Raw genomic sequence first — 23,265 nt, forward strand, 5'->3', positions numbered from 1 at the left:
CGACGCCCGCTGGCTCGCTGCGCGGGCGGGGGCGCTCCGGGGCGCGCGTCAGCGGGCCGCGAACACGCCGGGGAACCAGCGTTCGCGCAGGGCCTGGAGGGCGCCGTCCTCGCGCATGGCCGCGAAGGCCTCGCGCCAGGCGCGCACAACGGCGGGGTCGGTGCCCTTGGAGAAGGCTAGGCCCACGTCCACGGTCTTGAAGGAGAGCACCTTCACGATGCGCCTGCCCTCCGGACCCGCCAGCTCGAGCACGTCGGGGAGGCTGATGTTGGTGGTGGCCAGCAGATCGATGCGTCCGGCCAGGAGTTTGCGGATGTTGGCGATCTGGTCCGTGGCCGGTTCCAGGTTGGTGAAGCCCTGGGCGCTGAGGAACTGCTCGCGGGCGTCCTTGGGGTAGACGCCGATGCTGCCCACGCGCCGGGCGTCTTCGAGCGTGCCCAGGTGCGGGGCCTTGCCTTCCACGGCGCAGAAGATCCATTCCAGCGACAAAAAAGGGTCGAGCCATTCGAAGATCGCTTCGCGTTCCGGAAGGCGCGTGATGGGAAGGATGAGCACGCCCGGTTCGCGCTGGGCCATGGCGTAGGCCCTGGCCCAGGGATAGACGCCGATGGGGGATTGGTCGCCCGTGCGCCGTTGCAGCTCGCGCACGATGTCCACGCCCAGGCCCCGGAGCACGCCGTTCTCCTCCACCACCATGCGGGGCGCGGCCTCGCAGACGATGGTCAGCGCGGAGGCCTGGGCGCAGAGAAGGTGCAGCGCGGCCAACACGGCCAGAACGGAGCGCATGGAAACTCCAGGGGGGAACGGATACGGCCTGTTCTCTTTTTCATCAAAAGGGCGGGGTAGGCAAGCGCCTCGTGGCGCGCCGGGGAGGTCGGCCGCGCGGCCCCTGTTTCCGGGGCGCAAACGAAGAGGCCGCCCGGGTCGCCCCGGACGGCCTCGCGAAGAGTGGCGGATCTCCGCGCTACTTGGCCAGATCCTGCTGGATGGACTTGAGGGTCTCTTCCACCTTGGCCAGGCGCTCCTGGTAGGAGGCGTCCAGCTGGGTTTTCAACTGGGTGGCCTTGGTGGTCATCTCGCCCACCACGCCCTGGGCGATCATCTTGCGGGCCAATTCCCTGGGCGCGTTGGAGGCCTCGGCCACCTTGGTTTCCATGGCGGCGATGCGGCCTTCGTAGGCGATCATTTTGGCCGAATACTTGCCCTCCAGGGCAAGGTACACGGCCGCAGCCACCAGAATGGCCACCAGCGCGAGCATGATGCCCGTGCGGGCGGAGTTGCTGGCCGGGGTGTCCGGCTCGACGTTCTCAGAGCCCTGCATCTCCCTGATGGCGTCCACGCGTTTTTCCAATCCGAGCATGTCTTCCTCCTGAGTAGCCCCCCGCTTTCCTATGGCACGCCCCCGCCCGGCGGGCAACAAGTTTCCGCCGGGCAGGGAAAGGAACCGCGATCATCCGAATTTGACCAGCTCGAACACCTTGCGCGAGGGCGTGGACACGATGTGGAAGTAGCGGTCCTGCGGGATGTAGATGTGGGGCACGTCCTCGGTGCGCCGGTAGAGGAAGTGGGAGAGGATGGTCCGGTTCACGGCCTGGTGGCCGATGATCATGATGTTTTCGGCGTTGCCCGAGAGGTAGAGGGCCTTGCGCACGCCGCGTTCCACGCGTTCGCGCAGGGTGGCGTAGCCCTCGCCCCGGGGATAGACGTAGCCGTACTTGTCGCGGGTGCGCTCCTCGTGCACTTCGGGCATGTCCCGGGCGATTTCGTCGTAGGTCATGTTTTCGCAGACGCCCGCGTCGATCTCGTCGAGCTCGGCCAGGGGGATCACGCGGCAGTCCTCGCGGCCCCGGCAGAGCAGTTCCGCCATCTGGAGCGTGCGCTTGCGCGTGCTGGTGAACACGTAGGGCAGGGGCGTCTCCCGGAAGTGCCAGGCCAGGGACTGAGCCTGCACGAGCCCCTTGGCCGTGAGGTCGGAGTCGCCGCCGATGCGGTTTTCCAGGTTGTGGAAGGTCTCGCCGTGGCGGGCCAGGTAGAGGTTGCGCACCCAGTCGGAGACGAGGAGGTCGCGCACGAGGCGGTAGTGGGGCAGCACGGCCTGGACGCGCTCGCGTTCGATGGAGTTGTCCAGGGTGTTGAGCACCACGAAGTTCTCCACGCCGCCGTCCAGGGGGGCGCGGATGCGCTCGTAGTAGCGGATGCGCTCGCGGAAGCAGGCCTGGGCCTCCAGGGTGTCCATGTGGGCGAACTCGGGCAGCTGGGCCTTGCGGGCGATGCTGGCGGCCTGGAGCTCCGGGTCGCGGTTGACGCACTCCAGGAAGAACACTGGCCAGCGCCCCAGCTTTTCCAGGATGGTCCGGCGGCGCTTTTCCGAGACGTTGGTGGCGTCCAGCACGGCCACCTCGCCGCCGGATTCCAGGAAGGCGGCGGCGCGCTCCATGTTCACGCGGGCGAAGTTCTCGCGCAGGGCCGCCCCCTCGGCGTTGTCGGGGGCATAGAAGGACGCGCAGGAGGTGTCCTGCCCCTGGCACATGGAGCGGCGCACGTCGCCGTTGTTGAAAAGCCCCACCGAGACGCCCTCGGCCTCCAGGCACTGGCGCAGCTTGGCCGCCACCGTGGACTTCCCCGAGGCAGGCAGCCCCACCATGGCCACCACAAGCTTGTTGCCGCCCCTGCCCATGGCCTCAGCCCTTCTCGTCGGGGTTGGCCTTCATCACCCTGGCCCCGGGCGCAACGTCGGAGGTGACCCACACGTTGGCCCCGATCACCGCGCCCTTGCCGACGGTGATGCGCCCGAGCACGGTGGCCCCGGAATAGATGATCACGTCGTCCTCCACGATGGGGTGTCGCGCCAGGCCCTTCACGGGGTTGCCCTTGTCGTCCTTGGGGAAGCTCTTGGCCCCCAGGGTGACGCCCTGGTAGAGGCGCACGTTGTCCCCGATGACGCAGGTCTCGCCCACCACCACGCCGGTGCCGTGGTCGATGAAGAAGCGCTTGCCGATTTGCGCGCCCGGGTGGATGTCGATGCCCGTGGCCGAGTGGGCCATCTCGGTGATGATGCGCGGGATGATGTCCACGCCCAGCTTGTGCAGCTCGTGGGCCACGCGCTGGTGGATGAGCGCCGTCACCGAGGGATAGCAGAAGATGGTCTCGCCGGGGCTCTTGGCGGCCGGGTCGCCGTCGTAGGCGGCCTGCACGTCCAGCACGAGCTTCTCGCGCACGTCTGGCACGGCGCGCAGGAAGGCGGTGGCCTTCTCCATGGCCTGCTCCTCGCAGCCGGTGCAGGCCTTGTTCTCGCCCACGCACACGAAGCAGAAGCCGCGCTTGATCTGATCGGCCAGCTTGCGGAACACCACGTCCAGGTTGGCCCCGGTGTGGTAGGCCAGGGTGTCGGGGGTCACTTCCGAGTCGCCGTAGTAGCCGGGGAAGAGCACGGACTTGAGGCGGTCCATGATCTCCGAGAGCGTCTCCAGCGAGGGCATGGGCGAATCGGTGAGCTTGCGGCAGGCGAAGGCCTGGTAGGACGAGGGGGCGCACAGGCGCTCCACCACGCCGGAGATGACGTCCTTGGGCGGGCTCAGGCTGGCCAGCACGTGGCGTTCGTGCTTCACGAGGCTTCCTCCATGGCGGTGAACAGGGCGGTGCTCAGGTAGCGCTCGCCCGTGTCGCAGACGATGAATACGATGGTTTTTCCCCTGTTTTCAGGCCGTTTGGCCAGCTCCAGGGCGGCGTGGCAGTTGGCCCCCGAGGAGATGCCGCAGAGGATGCCCTCCTCGCGCAGGAGCCTGCGGGCCATGGCCAGGGCCTCTTCGTTGTGCACCTGCAGCACCTCGTCCACCAGGGAGAGGTCCAGCACGTCGGGCTTGAAGCCCGCGCCGATGCCCTGGATCATGTGCGGTCCGGGCTGCCCGCCCGAGAGCACGGGCGAGGCCTGGGGTTCCACGGCCACGGCCTTGAGCCCGGGCCTGCGCGGCTTGAGCGCGCGGGCCACGCCCGTGAGCGTGCCCCCCGTGCCCACTCCGGCCACGAAGATGTCCAGCGCGCCGTCCGTGTCGGCCCAGAGTTCCTCGGCCGTGGTGAGCACGTGGGCCTCGGGGTTGGCCGGGTTCTCGAACTGCATGGGCATGAAGGCCTTGGGCTCCTGGGCCACGATCTCGCGGGCCTTCTCGATGGCCCCCTTCATGCCGAGCTTGGCGTCGGTGAGCACCAGCTTCGCCCCGAAGCCCTTGAGCAGCGTGCGGCGCTCCAGGCTCATGGATTCGGGCATGGTCAACACAAGTTTGTAGCCGCGCACGGCGCACACGAAGGCCAGGCCGATGCCCGTGTTGCCGCTGGTGGGCTCCACCACCAGGGTGTCGGCGTCCAGCAGGCCCCGGCGCTCGGCGTCCAGGATCATGTTGCGCGCGATGCGGTCCTTCACCGAAAAACAGGGATTGGCCGATTCGAGCTTGGCCACCAGCGTGGCTTCCAGGCCCGCCCCGATGCGGTTCAGGCGCACCAGGGGGGTGCCTCCCACCAGCTCCAGCATGTCTCGGGCGATGTTCATGGTCAGGCTCCAGGCCCCCGCGCGGGGGCCACGGTTGCGGTGATTCTGGGAGAGCGCGGGGCCTTGGCGCGGTCCAGGCGCTCCAGGAGCAGGGCGGCGTGGTCGCCGCAGGTGACGTGCAGGGCGCTCAAGCGGTCACTCCAGGGGGTGCTTGAGGTAGCGGTAGTAGGCGTCGATCTGGTGCACGGCGGCCAGGGGGTTGTGGCCCAGGAGGCGGTCCTTGACGGCCAGCACGGTGCAGGGGGCCTTGGCCTCCTTGAGCAGGAGCGAATCGTGCCCCACGCACAGGCCCAGGAGCACGTTGAACTGGCTGCCCGAGGCGTCCAGGGCGCGGGCCTGGAACACGGGGTTGCACATGGTCTCGCGGGGGGCGCCCGGGTCCACCTGGTCGCACGCTTCCAGGCCCAGGGCGGCCTTGGGGGCGGCCCCGGCCTTGCAGGCCACCGAGGCCACGCAAAAGCCGTTGGTCTCGAAGACGCGGTGCACCACCTCGGCCTCCTTGCGCAGGCCGATGCAGAAGGCCAGGCCCAGGGTGCGGTAGCCCATGCGCCGGGCGAACTCCACGATCTCCACGATGCGCGGCTTGAGGGGCCGCACGGCCGCGTAGCCCTCCTGGCGTCCGGCGTAGCCCTCCGCCTCCTGGAGCGAGGCCTGGCGGGCGAATTCCAGGTGTTCGGGCGAGAGGGTGGCGGCCAGGGCCTCCCCGGCTTCGCCGCGCAGGCGAAGCGAAGGGCAGTCGGCCGGGGCCTTGCCTTTGGCGTCGCGGCAGTAGCGCGCGGACCAGTCGTGCGGGCAAAGGGCGCAGGCGGGCAGGGGGGAGGGCCGGTCGGGATGGGCGTTTTGTTTGTCGTCGGGCACGGGGAACTCCTGGCCGGATCGACGCCCCGCGAGGCGCGGGCCGTCTCGCGGCAAAGTCGGCAATGCGCAACGCTCCCGGGGCAGCTCACGGGAGACGCCCGCTCCGGCAGGCGCGGGCTCGGGCGAGCCTACACCTCCCGGGCGGGATAATCCAGAGCGGACGGCCCTAGCAGGTGCAGGCCGGGGCCTCTCCCTCCTGGCGCTTGAAGGGCGAGATCTCGCGCAGGCGCGCGATGATCCGGGGCAGTTCGGCCAGCACGGTGTCCACCTCCGCGCCGGTGTTGAAGCGCGAGAGGCTGAAGCGGATGGAGCCGTGGGCGTAGGTGAAGGGCACTCCCATGGCCCGCAGCACGTGGGAGGGCTCCAGGGAGCCCGAGGTGCAGGCCGAGCCGGAGCTGGCGCAGATGCCGAAGGCGTCCATCATGAGCAGGATGGCCTCTCCCTCCACGTACTGGAAGGAGATGTTGGTGGTGTTGGGCAGGCGCGAGGCCGTGGAGCCGTTGACCCGGGCCTCGGGGATGGCGGCCAGGAGCCCGGCTTCCAGGCGGTCGCGCAGGGCCTTCACGGCGGAGTTTTCGTGGGCGATGTTGGCCTGGGCGATTTCGCAGGCCTTGCCCAGCCCGATGATGCCCGTGGTGTTCTCGGTGCCCGCGCGGCGTCCGTGCTCCTGGTGTCCGCCCAGCATGAAGGGCCGGTACTGGACGCCCTTGCGCACGAAGAGCGCGCCCACGCCCTTGGGGGCGTGCACCTTGTGGCCGGAGACGGCCAGGAAGTCCACGGGAAGGGTCTTCAGGTCGATGGGGATCTTGCCCAGCACCTGCACGGCGTCGGTGTGCACGAGCGCGCCGCGCTCCTTGGCGATGTGGGCGATCTCGTGGATGGGGAAGACCGCGCCGGTCTCGTTGTTGGCCCACATCACGGAGACCAGGGCGGTGTCGGGGCGCAGGGAGTCGCGCAGTTCGTCCAGGTCGAGCATGCCTTCGTGGTCCACGCCCAGGTAGGTGGCCTCGTAGCCCCTGCGCTCCAGGTGCTTGACCACGTTGAGCACGGCGGGGTGCTCCACGCGGGTGGTGATGATGTGGCGCTTCTCGGGCTGGGAAGCCAGGGCGGAGCGTATGGCGGTGTTGTCGCCCTCGGTGCCGCAGGCGTTGAAGACCACCTCGCCGGGCGCGCAGCCCAGGGCCTGGGCCACGCGCTCGCGGGCCTGGGAGAGCTCGCGCCCCACGGAGCCGCCGAAGGCGTGCATGCTGGAGGGGTTGCCGTAGCGCTCGGAGAAGAAGGGAAGCATCTCCTCCAGCACGGCGGGGTCCACGCGGGTGGTGGCGTTGTTGTCCAGGTAGATCACGGCCATGTCAGCGCACCTCCTGCACGGTGATGTCTTGCTCCACGGCCTCGCGCAGCCGCTTTTCCACGAACTGCTTGAGGGTCACCTGGCTGGACTTGCACGAGGAGCACGCGCCGCGCAGCTTCACGAGCACGGTCTTGCCGTCCACGTCCACCAGTTCGATGTCGCCGCCGTCCTTCTGGAGGCTGGGGGCGATCTCCTCCTCGATGGTCTTGGACACCAGCTTCATGCGCTGCATGTTGGTGAGCCCGGCGGGCTTGGCGGGGGCGATCTCCAGGGGCTTCAATTCCTTCTTCTGGCCCTTGGCCTCGGCCAGGATGTCGGCCAGCCTGTCCAGGCACTTGCCGCAGCCGCCTCCGGCCTTGGTGAAGTCGGTGATCTCCTCCACGGTGGAGAGGTTGTTTTCCGCGATGGCGCGGCGGATGGTCTGGTCGGTTACGCCGAAGCATTCGCAGACCACCTCGCCCTCCTCGTGGGGGGCGACGGGCAGGCCGCGCAGGTTGGCCACGGCGGCCTCCAGGGCCTCCTTGCCCATGACGGAGCAGTGCATCTTCTCCTTGGGCAGGCCGCCCAGGAACTGGGCGATGTCCTGGTTGGAGACCTCCAGGGCCTCGTCTACGGTCTTGCCCTTGATCATCTCCGTGAGGGCCGAGGAGGAGGCGATGGCGCTGGCGCAGCCGAAGGTCTGGAACTTGGCGTCCACGATGCGCTCGTTCTCGTCGAGCTTGAGGAAGAGCTTGAGGGCGTCTCCGCAGGCCAGCGAGCCCACCTCGCCCACGCAGTCGGCGTCGGGGATTTCCCCCACGTTCCGGGGATTGATGAAGTGCTCGCGCACCTTGTCGGTATATTCCCACATGGCGGTTTCTCCTTGGGATTGGCCGGGGCTGCCCTCGGCGTGAAATCAGAGTATAACACTCCGAGATGTTCGCGGAAGGGGCAAAAACGCAGGAATCTACCCGATGTGGCTGGCCTCCACCACGATGCCGATGCCGCCGCGCGGGCGGAAATTGCCGGTGACGGTCATGCGCCGGGGGCGCAGGGCCTCCACCAGGTCGTCCAGGATGCGGTTGGTCAGGGTTTCCATGAAGGAGGGCTCGCTGCGGTAGCTGAAAAGGTAGAGCTTGAGCGATTTGGACTCCACGCAGCGTTTGCCCGGCACGTAGGCGATGGTGACGGTGCCGAAGTCCGGCTGGCCGGTCATGGGGCAGAGGCTGGTGAACTCCTCGGTGACGAAGGTGACCAGGTAGTCGCGCTCGGGGAAGCGGTTGGGGAAGGTCTCCAGGAGTCCGGGGTTCACGCGGTCGGGGTATTCGGTGCCCGCCTTGCCCAGGTGGGTGAGGCCGGAGGTGTCGTCTTTTTCGATGATCATGGGTGCTGCTCCTATGGCTGGGTGCGACGGGTTTTGACGCCGCCGGGCTTCTGGATTAGGCTTTCAGCCCCTGATCGTCAAATGGGGGTGCGCCATGTCCCTCGAAGTCTGCGAGATCTTTCATTCCATCCAAGGCGAATCCACCCACGCGGGGCGTCCCTGCGTGTTCGTGCGCCTTTCGGGCTGCAACCTGCGCTGCGCCTGGTGCGACACGCCCTATTCCTGGTCGCCGGGGAACATCATGGAGCCGGGCGAGGTGGTGGCGGCCGTGGCCGCCCTCGGCTGCGGGCTGGTGGAGATCACCGGGGGCGAGCCCCTCACCCAGCCGGGCACGCCCGCCCTGGCCGCGCTCCTGCTGGAGCGGGGCTTCGAGGTGCTGGTGGAGACCAACGGGAGCCTGCCCGTGCGGGCCCTCGACGAGCGCGTGGCGGCCATCATCGACGTGAAGTGCCCGTCCAGCGGCATGCACGGGCGCATGGACCGCTCCAACTGGGAGCGCCCGCGCCCGCGCGACGAGCTGAAGTTCGTGCTGGCCGACCGCGCGGACTACGACTACGCCGTGGAAGTGCTGCGGGGGCTGCCGCGCGGCGCGCTGCCCGTGGTGTTCTCGCCGGTGCTCACGCGGCTGGACCCGGCCGAACTGGCCGCCTGGATGCTGGCGGACCGCCTGGAGGCCCGGCTGGGCCTGCAGCTGCACAAGATGATCTGGCATCCCGAGGCCCGGGGGGTCTGAGGGGGACGGGTCGGGCGCATCCGCGCGATCCCTGGCCGGGGGACGCCGACGACCGATCGGAAGACGATCGTCGGCGTCCCCCGGCCAGGGACCACCCGGACGCGCCCGACGGGTCAGGCCGGAGTCGAGCGTTCCGGGGCGGGGCTCGGTGGACGCGCCCGACGGGGCGGGCCGGAGCTGGGCGTGTTGCGAGATGCGCGATAAGTCGCTAACAATTTGAAAAATAAATAAAATTTAGTTCCTGCGCGGCGCAGCCGCGCAGCGCAGAGACATTCCGTCGAGGAGACGCCGTGAAGAACGCCATCGTCCTGTTTTCCGGGGGCCTGGACTCCACCACCTGCCTGGCCATCGCCAAGGCACAGGGTTTCCGGGCCTACGCCCTGAGCTTCCGCTACGGCCAGCGCCACGAGGTGGAGCTGGAGGCCGCGCGGCGCGTGGCCGCGCACCTGGGCGCGGCCGGGCACCTGGTGCTGGACGTGCCCCTGGGGGCCATCGGGGGCTCGGCCCTCACGGCGGACATCGACGTGCCCAAGGACCGCGACGTTTCCCGCATGGACGAGGGCATCCCCGTCACCTACGTGCCCGCGCGCAACACGGTGTTCCTGTCGCTGGCCCTGGCCTGGGCCGAGGTGCTGCCCTCGGCGGACCTGTTCATCGGGGTGAACGCCCTGGACTACTCGGGCTACCCCGACTGCCGCCCGGAGTTCGTGGCGGCCTTCGAGGCCATGGCCAACCTGGCCACCCGGGAGGCCGTGGAGGGCCGCCTGAAGATCAGCGTCCACGCGCCGCTCATGCGCTGGCACAAGTCGCGCATCATCGAGGAAGGGATGAAGCTGGGCGTGGACTACGGCCTCACCCACAGCTGCTACGACCCCAGCCCCCAGGGCCTGGCCTGCGGCCGCTGCGACTCCTGCCTGCTCAGGAAAAAAGGCTTCGAGGAGGCGGGAGTGGAGGACCCGACGCGGTACGCCTGAGTGACATCTCGTTTTTCGAACCTCACTTTGCCTGAGTGTTATACATGGCCACGACATGCAAAATATGCCTCATATACCATTTGATATCAATTCATGCGCATGTCATTGACTATTTTCCTTTGAATACGTAATATTTTTTGGACAACTTGAACCAGCCACCCTAAACATCAGCCTCGACACGCAAAGAGATGAGAAAACTCCAATATCTAGCTATAGCATTACTAATTTGCACGGGCCTTGTATTTTTGCTTTACCTTGTACATACAGATATTTTGAAATTTGGAAGCATATCAACATCCAACTCAAAATGGCATGAGTTTTCGGAAGTCTATGAGCACTTAATCTCCCCACTAATCGGGGTTCTCGGCTTCATGGGTATCATTTACACTATCGTCTCGCAAAACAAAGCCTCAAACAAGGAGCTCGCATACAGCTATTTAATTGAATTAATTAAACTTCAATGTGAAATCAGAGACAAAATCCGAATCGGTGAAAAAGATGGAGTCGAAGCGTTTGCCGAACTTCTTTCAGAGTGGTCTGCCATATATAAATTGCTGCAAGCCAACAAAGATATAGTGTCGAAATATACAGTGTCTCAGCGTGTTGATTTGGCATTCGTGTTTTTTTATTTCGGTGCAACGCCTAATGCGGCGTCTTACTGTGACGACATCTCGGCTGTGAGGGAGTTTAACACTTTAATTGCAAGTCAGGTTTGCAAGGTCGATGGCAAAAGCCATAACAAGCACAAAGGACACCAAAACGATCTTGGTCATTATTTCCGATTTTTGTATAATGCGTTTAGATTTATCCAGAGGAATGCGCATATTACAGATGAAGAAAAAATTGACCTTGGGAAGCTTCTCAGGTCGAGCATTTCAGCGTATGAATTAGCATTGCTGGCTATCAACTGTAAGTCAAAGCTCGGGGCTGAGTGGAGCGAAAATAATATTGACCGCCAATTCTCTTTGTTCAAGAATATTCCGAGGCATTTTTTTATAAGAGATGACGTCGGATTTTCAATCGAAGATCTTTATCCTGATATGGAGTTTGATTGGAGAAGGTAGTTGGCGTATGGACTTGTTTGGGCTTCAGCAATGCATAGATTTCAAGCACACTCCCTCCGTACAGTATCACAATGAAGACCTTGCCCATGTCCAGTAGCAGCGGTTCGTCCGGGACGGTTGACCTGCCGGGTTTCTTCGGACCAATCATTTCTTGAGGGTGGCCCCCTGGTTCAGGTGGTTTGAGGTGTCTCGCCGCGCAGGCTGAAGAAGCTCGCCACCGGGGCGGTCTTGCTTACGCGCAGGGTGTCCGGGACGTGTAGGCCTGCGCTCCCCTCGGTGCGGGCGCAGGGGCGTAGACCCTTCTGGAGGAAGAACTCACCTCGCTTCGCCCCACACGCTCCGGATCCAGCGTGATCGCCAGGACCCCGCGCCGAATGAACTGTCCTCCCCGATTGCACCAGACGATCCCGCCCCCGGGACGCCCCTGTTGCGTGCGCCTCCCTGCCTCGTCCAGCCCAAGATGTCAGCAATCCGGCGGCGTGCTGGACATCCTTTGTCGTTTCCGGTTACCCTTTCCAGTGATGGGCGTAGTATGACTGCATGGACGCGGCGTATTGTCTCGATTCCGTGCAATCGCTGGCCTGTGCGGGCTTCCGCTTCCGCAGTGCCCGACGCATCGCGCTCCATCGTGCTGGCTTCGTGAGGCACGCACGGTACCGGGACCTGGGCAACGAACCGGAATCCCTGGGCGCACGAATCGTTCGAGACACAAAGGGTTGGTCGCTTCCATGGCCAATGGCATCTTCCTAGCCGTTTTGCTTTCCCTCTGCATCCTGCCCGTTCCCGTTCCCGCGCAAGACCAGTCCAAGGGCCCCGAAGGCGGGCGCGACCTCCAGGCTTTGAACCAGCAGGCCTCCAACCCCGTGGGCGATCTGTGGATGATCGCCAACCAGTTCAACTTCAACCTCCTCCAGAGCGACAAGGTCCGCGCCTTCCGGGACCCGCAACTCCAGTTCAACTGGAACTTCCAGCCGGTGCTCACCTTCGAGCCCAACGACGACTTCCGGCTGGTCACCCGCCCGGTGATCCCGCTCTACGTCTCCCCGTACGCCGAAGGGCGCTCCCGCGTGAACAGCGTGGGGGGGCTGGGCGACGCCGAACTGATGGTCATGCTCACCCCGGGCGGCTCCACGTCCTCGGGGTTCATCTTCGGCGCAGGCCCCACGGCCATCTTCCCCACGGCCACGGACAAACACCTGGGGAACGGCAAGTGGCAGCTCGGCCCGGCGGCGGCCGCCCTCTACATGAACGACAAATGGGTGGTGGGCATCTTCCCGCAGCACTGGTGGTCCTACGCGGGCGACGCCAAGCGCAAGGACGTGAGCCTGACCAAGGCCCAGTACTTCATCTGGTACTCCCCCGCGCCCACGTGGCAGGTGGGCATGTCGCCCAACATCCTGGTGGACTGGATGCAGCCCAAGGCCCAGGACCGCTGGACCGTGCCGGTGGGGCTCGGCGTCTCCAAGATGACCATGCTGGGCAGCCTGCCCGTCAAGTTCAGCGTGGAGGCCGACTATTCCGTGGTCCGTCCCAGCAACATCCCCGGCAACGAATGGACCTTCAAGTTCACCGTGACGCCCATCCTGCCCAAACTGTTCTGAACCATCGCCTTCGGCAAAGGAGCCCCTCATGAAGAAAGGCCTCTTCCTGTTCTGCTGTCTGGTCGCCTCCGTGTTTGCGTGGCAGGGCGCGTCCTACTCCTGCACCAGCATCCGCCTGAAGACGGAAGCGAATGATGTAGTCTACGCGCGCACCATGGAGTTCGCGAGCTTCAAGTCCGGCGTCTCCGTCGTGCCCAAGGGATACAAATACCAGGGAACGCTCCCCGACGGATCGCAGAAGGGGATGCGCTGGACCGTGAAGTACGGCTTCGTCGGGATGAACTACGAGGGCGTCCCCATCGTGTCCGACGGCATGAACGAGAAAGGGCTCGTGGTCGGCAGCCTCTACATCCCGGGCTATGTGAAGTACCAGGCGTATTCCTCCGGCAGCGCTTCGTCCACCATGGCCCAGTACGAGCTCAACACCTGGCTTCTCTCGGCCTTCGCCACCGTGGCGGAGGTCCGCAAGGGCATCGGCGCCGTGCGGGTCTGCCAGGGGCCCATGGGGCAGACCGGGGCGACCCCCCTGCACTTCACCGTGCACGACGCCACGGGCGCGAGCCTCGTGATCGAATACGTGGACGGCGCGCTCCGTCTGCACGACAACCCCATCGGCGTGCTCACCAACGCGCCCAACTTCGACTGGATGATCCAGAACCTGAGCAACTACGTGAACCTCTCGCCCGACAACGCCGCGGGCGCGACCTTCAGCGGCGTGACCGTCACCCCCTTCAGCCAGGGGTCCGGCCTGCACGGGCTGCCGGGCGACTTCACCTCCCCCAGCCGGTTCGTGCGCATGGTGGCGCTCACCCAGTCCACCGTGCCGGTCAAGACCGTGGACGCGGGCATCGCCCTGGCCATGACGGTGATCAACAACGTGGACATCCCCATCGGGGCCGTTCGCCAGAAGACCGACACGGGCGTGGTCCTGGAGGTCACGGACTGGGCCGTGGTGGCGGACCTCTCCCGCAAACGCTACTACTACCGCACCTACGAGAACAAGAACTGGCGCTATGTGGACCTGGCCAAGGCCCTGGCGGGCGCGAAAACGGTGATGAACATCTCCATCGATACCCCGGCCGACTATCCCGAAGTGTCCGCTTCGGCCAGGCCCATGCAGCCGTGAGGCCCGGCGTGTCGCGATTCCAGAATACCAAGGGGGATGCGAAACAGATGAACAGGTCACGCAAGGGATTTTCGAGGCTTCTCCGGGCGGCGTTCGCCGTGGCGGCGGCGCTGGGGCTGCTCGCGTCCGCGCGGACGCCCGTGCTGGCCACCGAGGGCGGCACGAGCCACTACATCCAGGGCTCCTACGGCGACTTCCTCATGGGGTTCATCCCCGCCGAGGGATTCTACGTCCGCAACGACTTCATCTACCTGGCCCAGAGCATGAGCCAGACATTCCACGGCGGCAGGATCTACAGCAAGGTCAACGCCTACACCTCCATCGACCTCCTCAAGCTGAGCTACGTGGCGGAAGTGCCAGCCATGGGCGGCTATCTCGGCCTGGCCGCCGGCGTGCCCATCATCGTAAACACCAACGTGGGGGGCTCCCTCAACATCCAGGACCAGCGCAACCGGCGGCAGTATTCCAAGACCGGGGACGGCGACAGGGGCGGCCTCTCCGACGTCTTCCTGGCCCCCCTGGCGGCCTGGAACTTCGGCGAGTGCCACCTGGTGGTCATGCCCACCGTGTTCTTCCCCACCGGCTACTACGACAAGAAGGTGCTCACCAACCTGGGCATGAACTACTACACCTTCGACGCCAACATGGCGTTCACGTGGCTCAACGCCAAGGGGTACGAGTTCTCTTTCAACGCCGGGTACATGATCAATTCGCGGAACACCGCCACCCGTTACACCTCCGGCAACCAGTTCCACCTGGACTGGACGGCGGCCTACCACTACGATCAGCGCCTGGCTTTCGGGCTGGTGGGCTACGTGGTGGCCCAGACCACGCCGGATTCGGGGCCGGGGGCGAGCCTCGGGGCGTTCTATTCCTCCAGCGCGGGCCTGGGGCCGATCCTCAGCTACACGGCCTCCATCGGCGGCAAGGACGTGAGCTTCATCGCCAAATGGCTCTGCGACGTGGGCGCGGAGAACCGCATGACCGGTAACGCAGTGTACGCCTCCGTGGCCGCCAAGTTCTGAGGCGGCGCGCCCGGGGCGGGCGGCTGGGCGCAAGCCTGCGCATCGTGCCTTCAGAGACAACATCGACGGGGGGCTGCCGGTTCAGGCCGGGAGCCCCCCGTAAAGCGTGCTGATGAAGTCCTTGGCCATGTCCAGGAGCAGGGGCTCGTCCGGGAAGTCGATGCGCGTCTTCACGAACTGTCCTCCGCTGCGGGCCAGCACGATGCCCGAGGCCTGGGCTTCGCGGCCGCGCAGGCTGAAGAAGCTGGCCGCCACCGGGTCGGTCTGGGTCACGCCCCAGTCGCGCGCCAGGGCGTCCGGGCCGTGCAGGTCCAGCACCTCACGCCGCGCGCGGTCCAGTTCCTCCAGGATCGTTCCGCTCCCCGCTTTGTCCGGCGTCCGCGCCGGGTAGACCGACACCGTGGCCCGGGACACGGGGGTGGAGTACTCCGCCGCGCACCCCAGTTCCGCGGCCAGGTGCGTCCGGTCGGCGTGGCCGTCGTAGTGGTAGAAGCCGATCTCGTAGGGAAACTCCATGTCCGCCAGGGGGTCGCGGAACATCAACGCGTTGTCCGCCGCGCGGGCGCAGGGGGCGTTGACCCGCCGGAAGTGGTAGCTCTCCTCGGTGCGCCCCACGCGCTCGGGCTCCAGCGTGAAGGCCAGTATCCCGCGCCGCACGCGGCGCGCCTCCCCGTCGCGCTCCGTCTGCGCGCCCCGCATGCGCCAGACGATGCCGCGCCCGCGTCCCAGCAGGCGCAGACAGGCGATCTCCGTGGCGTCGGCCGCGTCGTCGGTGGCGTCCAGCACGTGGATGGGGTCCTCCCGGGACGCGCCGCGACCGCCGCCGATGTTGAGGTCGACGCCGAAGCTGGCCTGGAAGGCGGCGCGCAGATCCATCATGCCCCGTCTCCCCGTCCGGGCGGCTCGTCCCCGCAGAACCCGTCGGCGTGCGCGGACACGCTGCGGTTGCGGCCGGCGCGCTTGGCCGCGTAGAGGGCGTCGTCGGCCTGGCGGTACAGTTCCAGGGCGTCCGCCGCGTTGTGTCCGAGGCACGCCGCTCCGGCGCTCACCGTCACGCGGACGCGTTGCGTGCCTCCCTGCTGCGTGTGGGCCATCACCTCGCAGGCCTCCACCGCGAGGCGGACCTTTTCCGCCACGCCCAGGCCCGCTTCCCCGGGAGTCTCCGGCGCGAGCACCGCGAACTCCTCCCCGCCCACGCGGTACACAAGATCCGTGGAGCGCAGCGCGGCGCGCGCGGCCAGGGCCACGGCGTGGAGCACTTCGTCGCCCGCCACGTGGCCGAGGCGGTCGTTCACGGCCTTGAAGTGGTCGATGTCGAAAAGAACCAGGGCGAGCGGCCGCTCGTGGCGCGTGGCGAGCTTCACTTCGTGCTCCAGATCCTCGTTGAACTTGCGGCGGTTGGCGAGGCCGGTGAGGGCGTCCGTGTTGGCGCTGGCCAGGAGCTGGTCGTCCTTGGCGGCGATCTCGCGCGCCATGGCCATGAAGCGGCTGCCCAGCCTGCCGATCTCGTCGTCGCCGAAGTTTGCGGGCAGCAGGCAGACGTTGCCACCGGCCAGGCTGTCCATCATCTGCCCCAGGGAGTGCAGCCGGTCCACCAGCACCCGCTTGTAGAGCACGTAGCCCCCGGCCAGCCCCAGCAGGATGGAAAAACCGGTCACGGCGTAGATCAGCAGGGCGGCTCGGTTCACGGGTCCGGCGAAGGAGCCGCGCGGCAGCTCCAGCAGCACGAAAAGGTAGGGCTCGCGCTCCTCGGGCAGGGTGAAGCGCGCGTAGGAGTACACCTTCTCCACGCCGTCGGACCCCGTGCGCTCGAAGTTCCCGCGCCGTTCGCCCCGGTTGAGCAGCGCGAAGAAGTCGCCCCGCAAGGACGAACCCGTCTGGTAGAGCCCGTTGGCCTCGGGATAGCGCATGAGGAGCGTTCCGTTGGAGTCGTACACGCCCACGGCGGCCCCTTCGGGCATGTCCACGCCCTGGAACAGCGTGTGGTAGCGGTTGAGGTTGAGCGAGGCCGCCACCACGCCGGCGAACGAGCCGTTTTCGTCGCGCACCGGCATGGAAAAGTGGAGCACCGGGTTGCCGGTGAGCCTGCCCACGACGTAGTCGCCCGCGCTGAAGCCCCCGCTCTCCCGCGCCGCCCGGAAATACCGACGGTTGCTCACGTTGATGCGGCTGTTGTCGGCCACGGAACTGACGAGGATGCGGCCGTTCTTGTCCGTCAGGAGGATGTTGCTCAGGTAGTCCTCCCTGCTGTGCAGCCGACGGAACGTCTCCGTAAGCCCCTGATAGTCGCCCAGGCGCAGCTCGGGCAGCACCGAAACCACTTCCAGGATCTCCCGGATCTCGGTGACGAGCATGTCCTGGTAGATTTCGAAGCCGCGGACCGTGCGGTCCAGCTTGTTCCGGGCGTCCTGGAGGCCCCGTTCGTGGAGGGCCATGTTGAGATAGACGATGGAGCCCATGGCGGGGAGAAACACCACCACCAGCAGGCCGACGATCTTGGTGAGCAGCTTGTTGCGGGCCTTGCAGGACAGCATGGTCGCACCCGGGGAGACCGAAGTTGCTCCTGCCGGGACGCCGGGACCGGCAGGCGGGCGGCCGTTCGCGCCACCGCCCTTTCCATGTTGAATAATGCCCCGTAAGTCCATCGTCAAATCCCAGACATCGCTACCTTTTCGAGCGGAATTGTCGCGAGCGCCCTACTTGACGATGAAGCCGAGGGTCTTCAGCCGTTTTCCCCAGCGGCTCCAGGCCCCGGTGGACATGGAGAGGTTCTTGGCGTGCTGGTCGTATTCGGCGAGCACGTTGGTCTCGATGGAGCAGCGGCGGTCGTGGTTGGTGTGCGAGAGCGTCAGCTCGAAGCGGCCGTGGCCCAGCTCGCGGAACTTCTCCACCACGAAGACGTGGCCCGTGGCCATGCGGTGGCGGATGTTGTCGTCTAAGATGAACACGGCCCCCGCCGAGGGGACCTGGCGCGTCTGGCCGTGCAGGTCGGCGCAGCGGTACCAGCCGATGGGCGAAAGCTCCGCGTTGCCCCGGCAGCTCATGTCCCCGGTGCGGCAGCGGGCGTAGGGCAGGCTCTGGGGCTCGCAGCGGCCCCGGATGGTCTGAGGGCGCAAGCGGTAGCAATGCTGGGAGCCTCCCTTGTCCAGGGCCGGGTCCACTGCCGGAGCAGCGGCCTTGGCCTGGGGCGCGTCGATCAGCTCCTTCTCGGGCAACGCGTCGGCCGGGTCCTTCGTCCTGCCCTCGGTCCTGGCGGACGAGGGCTTCTTCCTGGGTTTCGTCGACTGGCCGGAGGACTCCTGCCTGACCGCCTTGGCGGCTTTGGAGTCGGGTTGCGCGGCGGCCCAGGCGGCGCTCTCCGCAGACACAAGGGCCGGAAGCGGGACGAGAGCCGCCGTGAGCAGGCACAGCGCCGCGAGCCGGAGGCCCAGGGCGAGGGGGGATCGGGTCATGCCATGTCCTCCATCCAGTTTTCGGGGACCACCACCGGGCCGGGCGGCAGGGGCCGGAAGCTGAAGCCGTCGGCCAGATCGCGGGGGGAGGCCTTGCGCGGCCGGTCCAGGAGCCCGGCGCGCCAGGCCAGCCAGCCCGTCACCGCTTCGGGGGGAACGCCCCGGGCGCGCAACTCGCCCAGGTCCGTGTCGCCCCGGCGCTTGGAGAGCCTGCGGCCGTCGGGGTCCACCAGCAGGGGCACGTGGGCGTAGGCCGGGGGCGTCCCGCCCAGGAGCCCGTGCAGGAGGATCTGACGGCCCGTGGAGTCCAGCAGGTCGGCCCCGCGCACCACCTCGGTGACGCCGTGGTCCATGTCGTCCACGCTCACGGCCAGCTGGTAGGCGTGCACCCCGTCGGAGCGGCGCACCACGAAGTCGCCGCACTGTGCCGCCAGGTCCTGCATTTGGGGGCCCAGCACCAGGTCCTCGAAGGCGATGCGCGCCTCTCCGGCGCGCAGGCGCAGGGCGGCGCCGCGGCCCAGCTCGCGCTTGGCCGCCCGGCGCGCCCCCGTCAGGCGCAGGCACGTGCCCGCGTAGACCGGCTCTGCATCGCCCGCGTGGGGGGCCTGGGTGACGCCGCGCAGCTCCGCGCGGGTGCAGAAGCAGGGATAGGTGAGCCCCCGGGCCGTGAGCGCCTCCAGGCGCTGCTGGTAGACGGCGCGGCGTTCGCTCTGGCGGTAGGGGCCGAAGGGTCCGCCCCTGCCGGGGCCTTCGTCCCAGTCGAGGCCCAGCCAGGCAAGGTCCTCCAGGATCAGGGCGGCGAAGTGCTCCTTGGAGCGATCCGGGTCCAGGTCTTCCATGCGCAGGACCACGGCCCCGCCCTTGGAGCGCGCCGAGAGCCAGGCCAGCAGGGCGGTCCAGGCGTTGCCCAGGTGCATGCGCCCCGAGGGGCTGGGCGCGAAGCGTCCGCGCGACGTTGTCGAAGGGGAGGGCGCGGCCCCGGGAACGGCTTCGGGGGCTGCCTCCGGGGGATCGTCCGGGGAGGCCGGGCTCACCGGGCTTCCCTTGCCTTGGCGATGAGTTCCGGGCGGTACTCGAAGTGCATGATGTCGTACTCGGCCCACTTGCCGCCCCAGACGAAGCCGTGGCGCTCGAAGATTTCGGCGGCCTCGGCGGGGAAGTCCGTGCGCTGGGCCAGGGGGTCGCCCCCGCCGGACCAGCGCCAGTAGCCGTTGACCTTGGAGTTCAAGTCGATGGCGGCCCCGAAGGAGTGCATGGAGAGCCGTTCTGTTCCGGCGATGGGCCGCCAGGCGAAGGTTCCCGAAAGGGGGAGCAGGCGTCGGCGTGCTTCGGGGTGGGCGGCCAGCCAGGCAGAGAGGTCGCGGTCCACGCGCTCCAGGGCCTGGGCGGCGCCGTTGCGGCCGTTGAAGAGCACGCGCTGGCCCAGGAAGGTCACGGGCACGAGGGCGGCCTTCACCTCCTGGGCGGTGTGGCCGTAGGCGGCCTTGAAGAGGGCCGTGACGCGGCGTCGTCCCGGATGGAAGCCCGGGGCGGGTTCGGCCGTGACGCGCTCCATGGGGTAGGGCTGGGCGAGCATGTCCTCCAGGTCGGTGTCGTCCAGGGCCTCCTCGGCGTTCTTGGCGCGGCCGTCGTCGTAGGGAAGGCGCACGCCGTCGGAGAGCACGAGGCCGCCTTGCTCCACGGAGCGCACGGCGTCGGGATAGCTGCGGCGCAGCAGCTCGAGGTCTTCCTGCGGTCCGGCCAGGGCGGGCGCGGCCGCCAGCAGCAGGAGGAGGCAGAGCCGGAGGGCCGGGCGCAGGCTCACGGGTGGGCGTGGGCCTGGCCGGAGCCCCCCCGGAGCAGCACGCGCGAGACGATGCGCCGGGCGTTCTCCTCGGCGGCCTCGATCTCTTCGGGGCTCAGGCCCGCGCCCAGGGCGATCCTGCGGCGCATGTCCTGGGAGACGAGGTCTCCGGGGGCGTGGGCGTCGTTGTTGATCACCAGGGGCGCTCCGAAGCGGCGGGCCATGGCGGCCACGTGGCCGTTGGTGAGGCTGTGGCCCTTGCGGGTGGTGATCTCCAGGTGCACGCCCTTCTCGGCGGCGAGGCGGGCGTCGGGCTCGGCGAGCAGCCCCGGGTGGGCCAGCACGTCCGCGCCGCCCTCGATGGCGGCCAGGTTGGCGCCCCGGGCCACGGGCTCCACGATGGTTTCGCCGTGCACCACCACGACCATGGCCCCCAGGTCCCTGGCCTGGGCGATGAGCCCGGGGATGAGCGGGGGCGGGCAGTGGGTGAGCTCCACGCCCACGAGCACGTCGATGTCCAGGAAGGGGCCGGTCTCCTGGACGAAGCGGCGCATGTTCTCGAGGATCAGGCGCATGTTGGAGGGGTCGGCGTGGTCGGTGATGCAGATGGCGCGGTACCCGGCCTGGGCGGCGCGGCGCGCGAGCTCCGCGGGGATCAGCGCGCCGTCGGAGAAGGTGGTGTGGGTGTGCAGGTCGATCATGGGGGGGGTCACATTTTGTATTTGGTTTCGTCGGGGTTGAACCCTTCGAGCACGGCGGTCCATTTGTCCTCGCCGCCGGTGTCGATGCCGGGCTGGGGCTTGGAGGCCAAAAGGGCCTCCACCACGGCGGGGTCCACCAGGATGGGGCATCCGGCGCGCAGGGCCAGGGCCACGGCGTCGGAGGGCCGGGCGTCGATTTCCAGGGTTTTCTCTCCCTGATCCACGGTGACGATGGCGTAGAAGGTCCCGTCGCGCAGCTCCGTGACGGACACGGCGCGCACCGCGCCGCCCATCAGTTGGATGGTGGCCAGGAGCAGGTCGTGGGTCATGGGCCGGGGGAGCTTCACGTCGTTGAGCGTGAGCGAGATGGCCATGGCCTCCATGGCCCCGATCCAGATGGGCACGGTGGTGGTGTCCGTCGGGTCCTTGAGGATGAGCACGGGGGCCTGGGTGTCCTCGTCCAGGGCCAGGCCGAAGACTTTCATTTCCATCATGGGATCGCCTCCCCCCAAAGGGAATGCTTCTTGGACTGGGTGATGCGCACGGGCACGATGCTCCCCACCAGCCGTTCCCCGTCGGGGGCGAAAAAGTTCACCACGCGCCCGGAGGCGTCGCGTCCGCGCCAGGCGGGCTCGCCCGTGGCCCGGCGTTCGCCCGGTCCTTCCACGAGCACCTGGGCAACGCTGCCGGTCAACCGGGCCAGCATGGCCTCCTGCTGTTCATTTTGCAAGGCCTGAAGCACCGCCAGGCGGCGCGCCTTCTCGGTGTCGGAGAGCTTGGGCTCCATCTTGGCGGCGGCCACTCCGGGGCGGTCGCAGTACATGAAGGAGAAGGAGCACTCGAAACCGGCGCGGCGGATAAGCTCCAGGGTGGCCTGGAAGTCCTCCTCCGTCTCGCCGGGGAAGCCCACGATGAGATCGGTGGTGAGCAGGATGTCCGGGCGCGCGGCGCGCAGGGCCTCCACCTTGGCCATGTACTGGGCCGAGGTGTAGCGCCGCCCCATGCGCCCAAGCACCGCATCGGAGCCAGACTGGGCGGGCAGGTGCAGGCTGGGGCACAACTGGGGCAGCTCTCCGAAGGCGGCGATGACTCCGGGGTCCAGGTCCTTGGGGTGGGAGGTGGTGAAGCGCAGGCGCCTGATCCCCTCAATGGACGCCACGGCGCGCAAAAGCTCCGGGAAGCCGGGCGCGCCGGGCTCCAGGTCCTTGCCGTAGCTGTTGACGTTCTGGCCCAGGAGCGTGATCTCCAGCACCCCCGAGCGCGCCAGGGCGCGGCATTCCTCCAGGATGCCCCCGAAGGCGCGCGACTTCTGGCGGCCGCGCACGTAGGGCACGATGCAGTAGGCGCAGTAGTTGTCGCAGCCCTGCATGATGGTCACGAAGGCCGAGGGCCTGGGGGCCGTTGCCGGCAGGGCCGGGTCGCGTTCGGTGTAGGAGTCGGAGAAATCCAGGAGCGAGACCCGGAGCCTGGGGTTTTCGGCCAGGCGGGCCAGGGCCTGGGGGGCCTGGGGGATGCCGTCGGTCCCGAAGACAAGGCGTACGAAGGGGAAACGGTTCCACAAGGCAGTGCCCACCTGCTGGGCCACGCAGCCGCCCACGGCGCAGAACACCGAGGGGTCGCGCTCCAGGTGGGCCGCCAGCCTGCCCAACTGGCTGTAGAGCTTGAGTTCGGGCTTCTCGCGCACCGAGCACGTGTTCACCACGAACACCCGGGCCTCGTCCTCGGGAACCTCCTCCCAGCCCATGGCCGTGAGCGACCGGCCAAGCCAGCCGGAATCGGCCACGTTCATCTGGCAGCCGAAGGTGATGACGTGAAACTTCATCCTGGGATGGTAAACCACGCGGGGCACGCGGTAAAGACCGCCTCGCCGTCAACCCGCCGCCGGAGTCCGGGCGGCTTGTCTTCCGGCCGCGATTTCCTTACGGAACAGTTTCGTAACAATTCGACGAGACTGCGAGGCCCGCATGTTCCTCTCCCGGCTCATGGTGCGCGTCACCGGCAAAAGCTGCCTGCCCGGCCTGCTCGAACACTACGCCCCCGTTGCCAAGGCCGTGCTCGTGGTGGAGGCCGCCCTCAAGGAATACGCCGAGCAGGGGCACGGCGTGGCCTTCCAGACCCTGTGCTCCCAGATCGACGCCCTGGAGGGCCAGGCCGACAAGATCAAACGGCGCATCCGCAACCACCTGCCCAGGGACTTCTTCATGGAAGTCGACAAGGTGCTTTTCCTCAACTACACGCGCAGCCAGGACAACATCCTGGACTCGGCCCAGGACGCCATGGGCTGGCTGGGCATGCGCCGCGTGAACCTGCCCAAGGAGCACCTGGACCGCGCCCGCGAGCTGGGCCGCGAGGCCTGCCGCAGCATCGAGCTGCTGGGCCCCACGCTCCAGGACACCATGGACCTGATCCAGGGCAGGACCTCCGACCGCTCCGCCGTGAAGGACCGCCACCACCAGGTGCGCTTGCAGCACCACAGGACGGCCAAGCTGGCCCGCGCCGCGCTGCGCGGGGCCTACGAGGCAGACGCCGACTTCCGCGACGTGCACGTGTACGAGAAGCTCGTGGAGCACCTGGGCGAGATGAGCCACAACGCCGAGGGCTCGGCGGACATCCTGCGCGCCATGATCGCCCGCTAGCAGTGATGGGATGGCCCCACCCCTCCTAAAGGGGTACGCATCAAGGAGCGACCAA

At 67.4% G+C, this 23,265-nt stretch carries 25 protein-coding genes; 7 read left to right on the forward strand and 18 right to left on the reverse strand.

The window, feature by feature from the left end; genetic code table 11:
- Positions 1-48 precede the first annotated feature (48 nt).
- The 10 genes from ACV4UX_RS03635 to queF form a co-directional block, all read right to left on the reverse strand.
- Entirely contained in the window at positions 49-786 is a 738-nt protein-coding gene (locus ACV4UX_RS03635) for a substrate-binding periplasmic protein (protein ID WP_491591972.1), read from the reverse strand.
- Positions 787-964: 178 nt separating this feature from the next.
- The gene (locus tag ACV4UX_RS03640) at positions 965-1,360 is read right to left on the reverse strand and encodes a hypothetical protein (protein ID WP_491591973.1); all 396 of its coding nucleotides are present in this window, start codon (positions 1,358-1,360) and stop codon (positions 965-967) included.
- A 90-nt stretch (positions 1,361-1,450) separates the two neighbouring features.
- On the reverse strand, positions 1,451-2,677 hold the full coding sequence (locus ACV4UX_RS03645) for a bifunctional nucleoside/nucleotide kinase/histidine phosphatase family protein (RefSeq protein ID WP_491591974.1): 1,227 nt from the start codon (positions 2,675-2,677) through the stop codon (positions 1,451-1,453).
- Between the two features lie 4 nt (positions 2,678-2,681).
- Positions 2,682-3,608 carry a serine O-acetyltransferase EpsC gene (gene epsC / locus ACV4UX_RS03650; protein ID WP_491591975.1) on the reverse strand — a complete coding sequence of 309 codons (927 nt, stop codon included), beginning with the start codon at positions 3,606-3,608 and terminating at the stop codon, positions 2,682-2,684.
- Positions 3,605-4,543, reverse strand: a complete 939-nt coding sequence (cysK, locus tag ACV4UX_RS03655) for a cysteine synthase A (RefSeq protein ID WP_491591976.1) — start codon at positions 4,541-4,543, stop codon at positions 3,605-3,607. The genes epsC and cysK overlap by 4 nt, the downstream gene beginning before the upstream one ends.
- A gap of 2 nt (positions 4,544-4,545) precedes the next feature.
- Complete coding sequence (locus ACV4UX_RS03660) at positions 4,546-4,674, reverse strand: hypothetical protein (protein WP_491591977.1); 129 nt, start codon at positions 4,672-4,674, stop codon at positions 4,546-4,548.
- A 4-nt stretch (positions 4,675-4,678) separates the two neighbouring features.
- On the reverse strand, positions 4,679-5,401 hold the full coding sequence (locus ACV4UX_RS03665; RefSeq protein WP_491591978.1) for a DUF1847 domain-containing protein: 723 nt from the start codon (positions 5,399-5,401) through the stop codon (positions 4,679-4,681).
- Between the two features lie 166 nt (positions 5,402-5,567).
- Positions 5,568-6,752 (reverse strand): cysteine desulfurase NifS, encoded by a 1,185-nt coding sequence (gene nifS / locus ACV4UX_RS03670; protein ID WP_491591979.1) that lies wholly within the window; start codon positions 6,750-6,752, stop codon positions 5,568-5,570.
- Between the two features lies 1 nt (position 6,753).
- The gene (nifU, locus tag ACV4UX_RS03675) at positions 6,754-7,602 is read right to left on the reverse strand and encodes a Fe-S cluster assembly protein NifU (RefSeq protein ID WP_173081907.1); all 849 of its coding nucleotides are present in this window, start codon (positions 7,600-7,602) and stop codon (positions 6,754-6,756) included.
- Between the two features lie 96 nt (positions 7,603-7,698).
- Positions 7,699-8,115: a preQ(1) synthase gene (gene queF, locus ACV4UX_RS03680; RefSeq protein ID WP_173081911.1), complete on the reverse strand. Its 417-nt coding sequence runs from the start codon at positions 8,113-8,115 to the stop codon at positions 7,699-7,701.
- Positions 8,116-8,209: 94 nt separating this feature from the next.
- Between queF and ACV4UX_RS03685 the strand changes: the two genes are divergently transcribed.
- From ACV4UX_RS03685 to ACV4UX_RS03710, 6 genes are all read left to right on the forward strand, one after another.
- Positions 8,210-8,848: a 7-carboxy-7-deazaguanine synthase QueE gene (locus ACV4UX_RS03685; protein WP_491591980.1), complete on the forward strand. Its 639-nt coding sequence runs from the start codon at positions 8,210-8,212 to the stop codon at positions 8,846-8,848.
- A 290-nt stretch (positions 8,849-9,138) separates the two neighbouring features.
- Positions 9,139-9,822, forward strand: coding sequence for a 7-cyano-7-deazaguanine synthase QueC (queC, locus tag ACV4UX_RS03690; RefSeq protein WP_491591981.1), 684 nt, complete (start codon positions 9,139-9,141; stop codon positions 9,820-9,822).
- Between the two features lie 188 nt (positions 9,823-10,010).
- Positions 10,011-10,886, forward strand: coding sequence for a putative phage abortive infection protein (locus ACV4UX_RS03695; protein WP_491591982.1), 876 nt, complete (start codon positions 10,011-10,013; stop codon positions 10,884-10,886).
- A gap of 728 nt (positions 10,887-11,614) precedes the next feature.
- Positions 11,615-12,487 (forward strand): hypothetical protein, encoded by an 873-nt coding sequence (locus ACV4UX_RS03700; RefSeq protein WP_491591983.1) that lies wholly within the window; start codon positions 11,615-11,617, stop codon positions 12,485-12,487.
- 28 nt (positions 12,488-12,515) lie between these two features.
- Complete coding sequence (locus ACV4UX_RS03705; protein ID WP_491591984.1) at positions 12,516-13,613, forward strand: linear amide C-N hydrolase; 1,098 nt, start codon at positions 12,516-12,518, stop codon at positions 13,611-13,613.
- Positions 13,614-13,660: 47 nt separating this feature from the next.
- Positions 13,661-14,638, forward strand: a complete 978-nt coding sequence (locus ACV4UX_RS03710) for a SphA family protein (protein ID WP_173081923.1) — start codon at positions 13,661-13,663, stop codon at positions 14,636-14,638.
- A gap of 81 nt (positions 14,639-14,719) precedes the next feature.
- Here ACV4UX_RS03710 and ACV4UX_RS03715 read toward each other — a convergent pair whose 3' ends face one another.
- The 8 genes from ACV4UX_RS03715 to miaB form a co-directional block, all read right to left on the reverse strand.
- A complete protein-coding gene (locus ACV4UX_RS03715; protein ID WP_491591985.1) occupies positions 14,720-15,517 on the reverse strand; it encodes a hypothetical protein in 798 nt (265 codons plus the stop codon).
- Entirely contained in the window at positions 15,514-17,172 is a 1,659-nt protein-coding gene (locus tag ACV4UX_RS03720) for a sensor domain-containing diguanylate cyclase (RefSeq protein ID WP_491591986.1), read from the reverse strand. The genes ACV4UX_RS03715 and ACV4UX_RS03720 overlap by 4 nt, the downstream gene beginning before the upstream one ends.
- A gap of 162 nt (positions 17,173-17,334) precedes the next feature.
- The gene (locus ACV4UX_RS03725; protein WP_491591987.1) at positions 17,335-18,090 is read right to left on the reverse strand and encodes a hypothetical protein; all 756 of its coding nucleotides are present in this window, start codon (positions 18,088-18,090) and stop codon (positions 17,335-17,337) included.
- On the reverse strand, positions 18,087-19,124 hold the full coding sequence (gluQRS, locus tag ACV4UX_RS03730) for a tRNA glutamyl-Q(34) synthetase GluQRS (protein WP_491591988.1): 1,038 nt from the start codon (positions 19,122-19,124) through the stop codon (positions 18,087-18,089). The genes ACV4UX_RS03725 and gluQRS overlap by 4 nt, the downstream gene beginning before the upstream one ends.
- Positions 19,121-19,894: a M15 family metallopeptidase gene (locus ACV4UX_RS03735; RefSeq protein WP_491591989.1), complete on the reverse strand. Its 774-nt coding sequence runs from the start codon at positions 19,892-19,894 to the stop codon at positions 19,121-19,123. Before ACV4UX_RS03735 ends, gluQRS begins: the two co-directional genes overlap by 4 nt.
- Complete coding sequence (locus ACV4UX_RS03740) at positions 19,891-20,574, reverse strand: histidinol phosphate phosphatase domain-containing protein (protein ID WP_491591990.1); 684 nt, start codon at positions 20,572-20,574, stop codon at positions 19,891-19,893. The genes ACV4UX_RS03735 and ACV4UX_RS03740 overlap by 4 nt, the downstream gene beginning before the upstream one ends.
- Positions 20,575-20,582: 8 nt before the next feature.
- Positions 20,583-21,068 carry a bifunctional nuclease family protein gene (locus tag ACV4UX_RS03745; RefSeq protein ID WP_491591991.1) on the reverse strand — a complete coding sequence of 162 codons (486 nt, stop codon included), beginning with the start codon at positions 21,066-21,068 and terminating at the stop codon, positions 20,583-20,585.
- Positions 21,065-22,396 (reverse strand): tRNA (N6-isopentenyl adenosine(37)-C2)-methylthiotransferase MiaB, encoded by a 1,332-nt coding sequence (gene miaB, locus ACV4UX_RS03750; protein ID WP_491591992.1) that lies wholly within the window; start codon positions 22,394-22,396, stop codon positions 21,065-21,067. The genes ACV4UX_RS03745 and miaB overlap by 4 nt, the downstream gene beginning before the upstream one ends.
- A gap of 142 nt (positions 22,397-22,538) precedes the next feature.
- Here miaB and ACV4UX_RS03755 point away from each other — a divergent pair, with 142 nt between their 5' ends.
- Complete coding sequence (locus ACV4UX_RS03755) at positions 22,539-23,210, forward strand: DUF47 domain-containing protein (protein WP_491591993.1); 672 nt, start codon at positions 22,539-22,541, stop codon at positions 23,208-23,210.
- The last annotated feature ends 55 nt before the right edge of the window (positions 23,211-23,265 follow it).

The organism is Fundidesulfovibrio sp. (assembly GCF_058402725.1).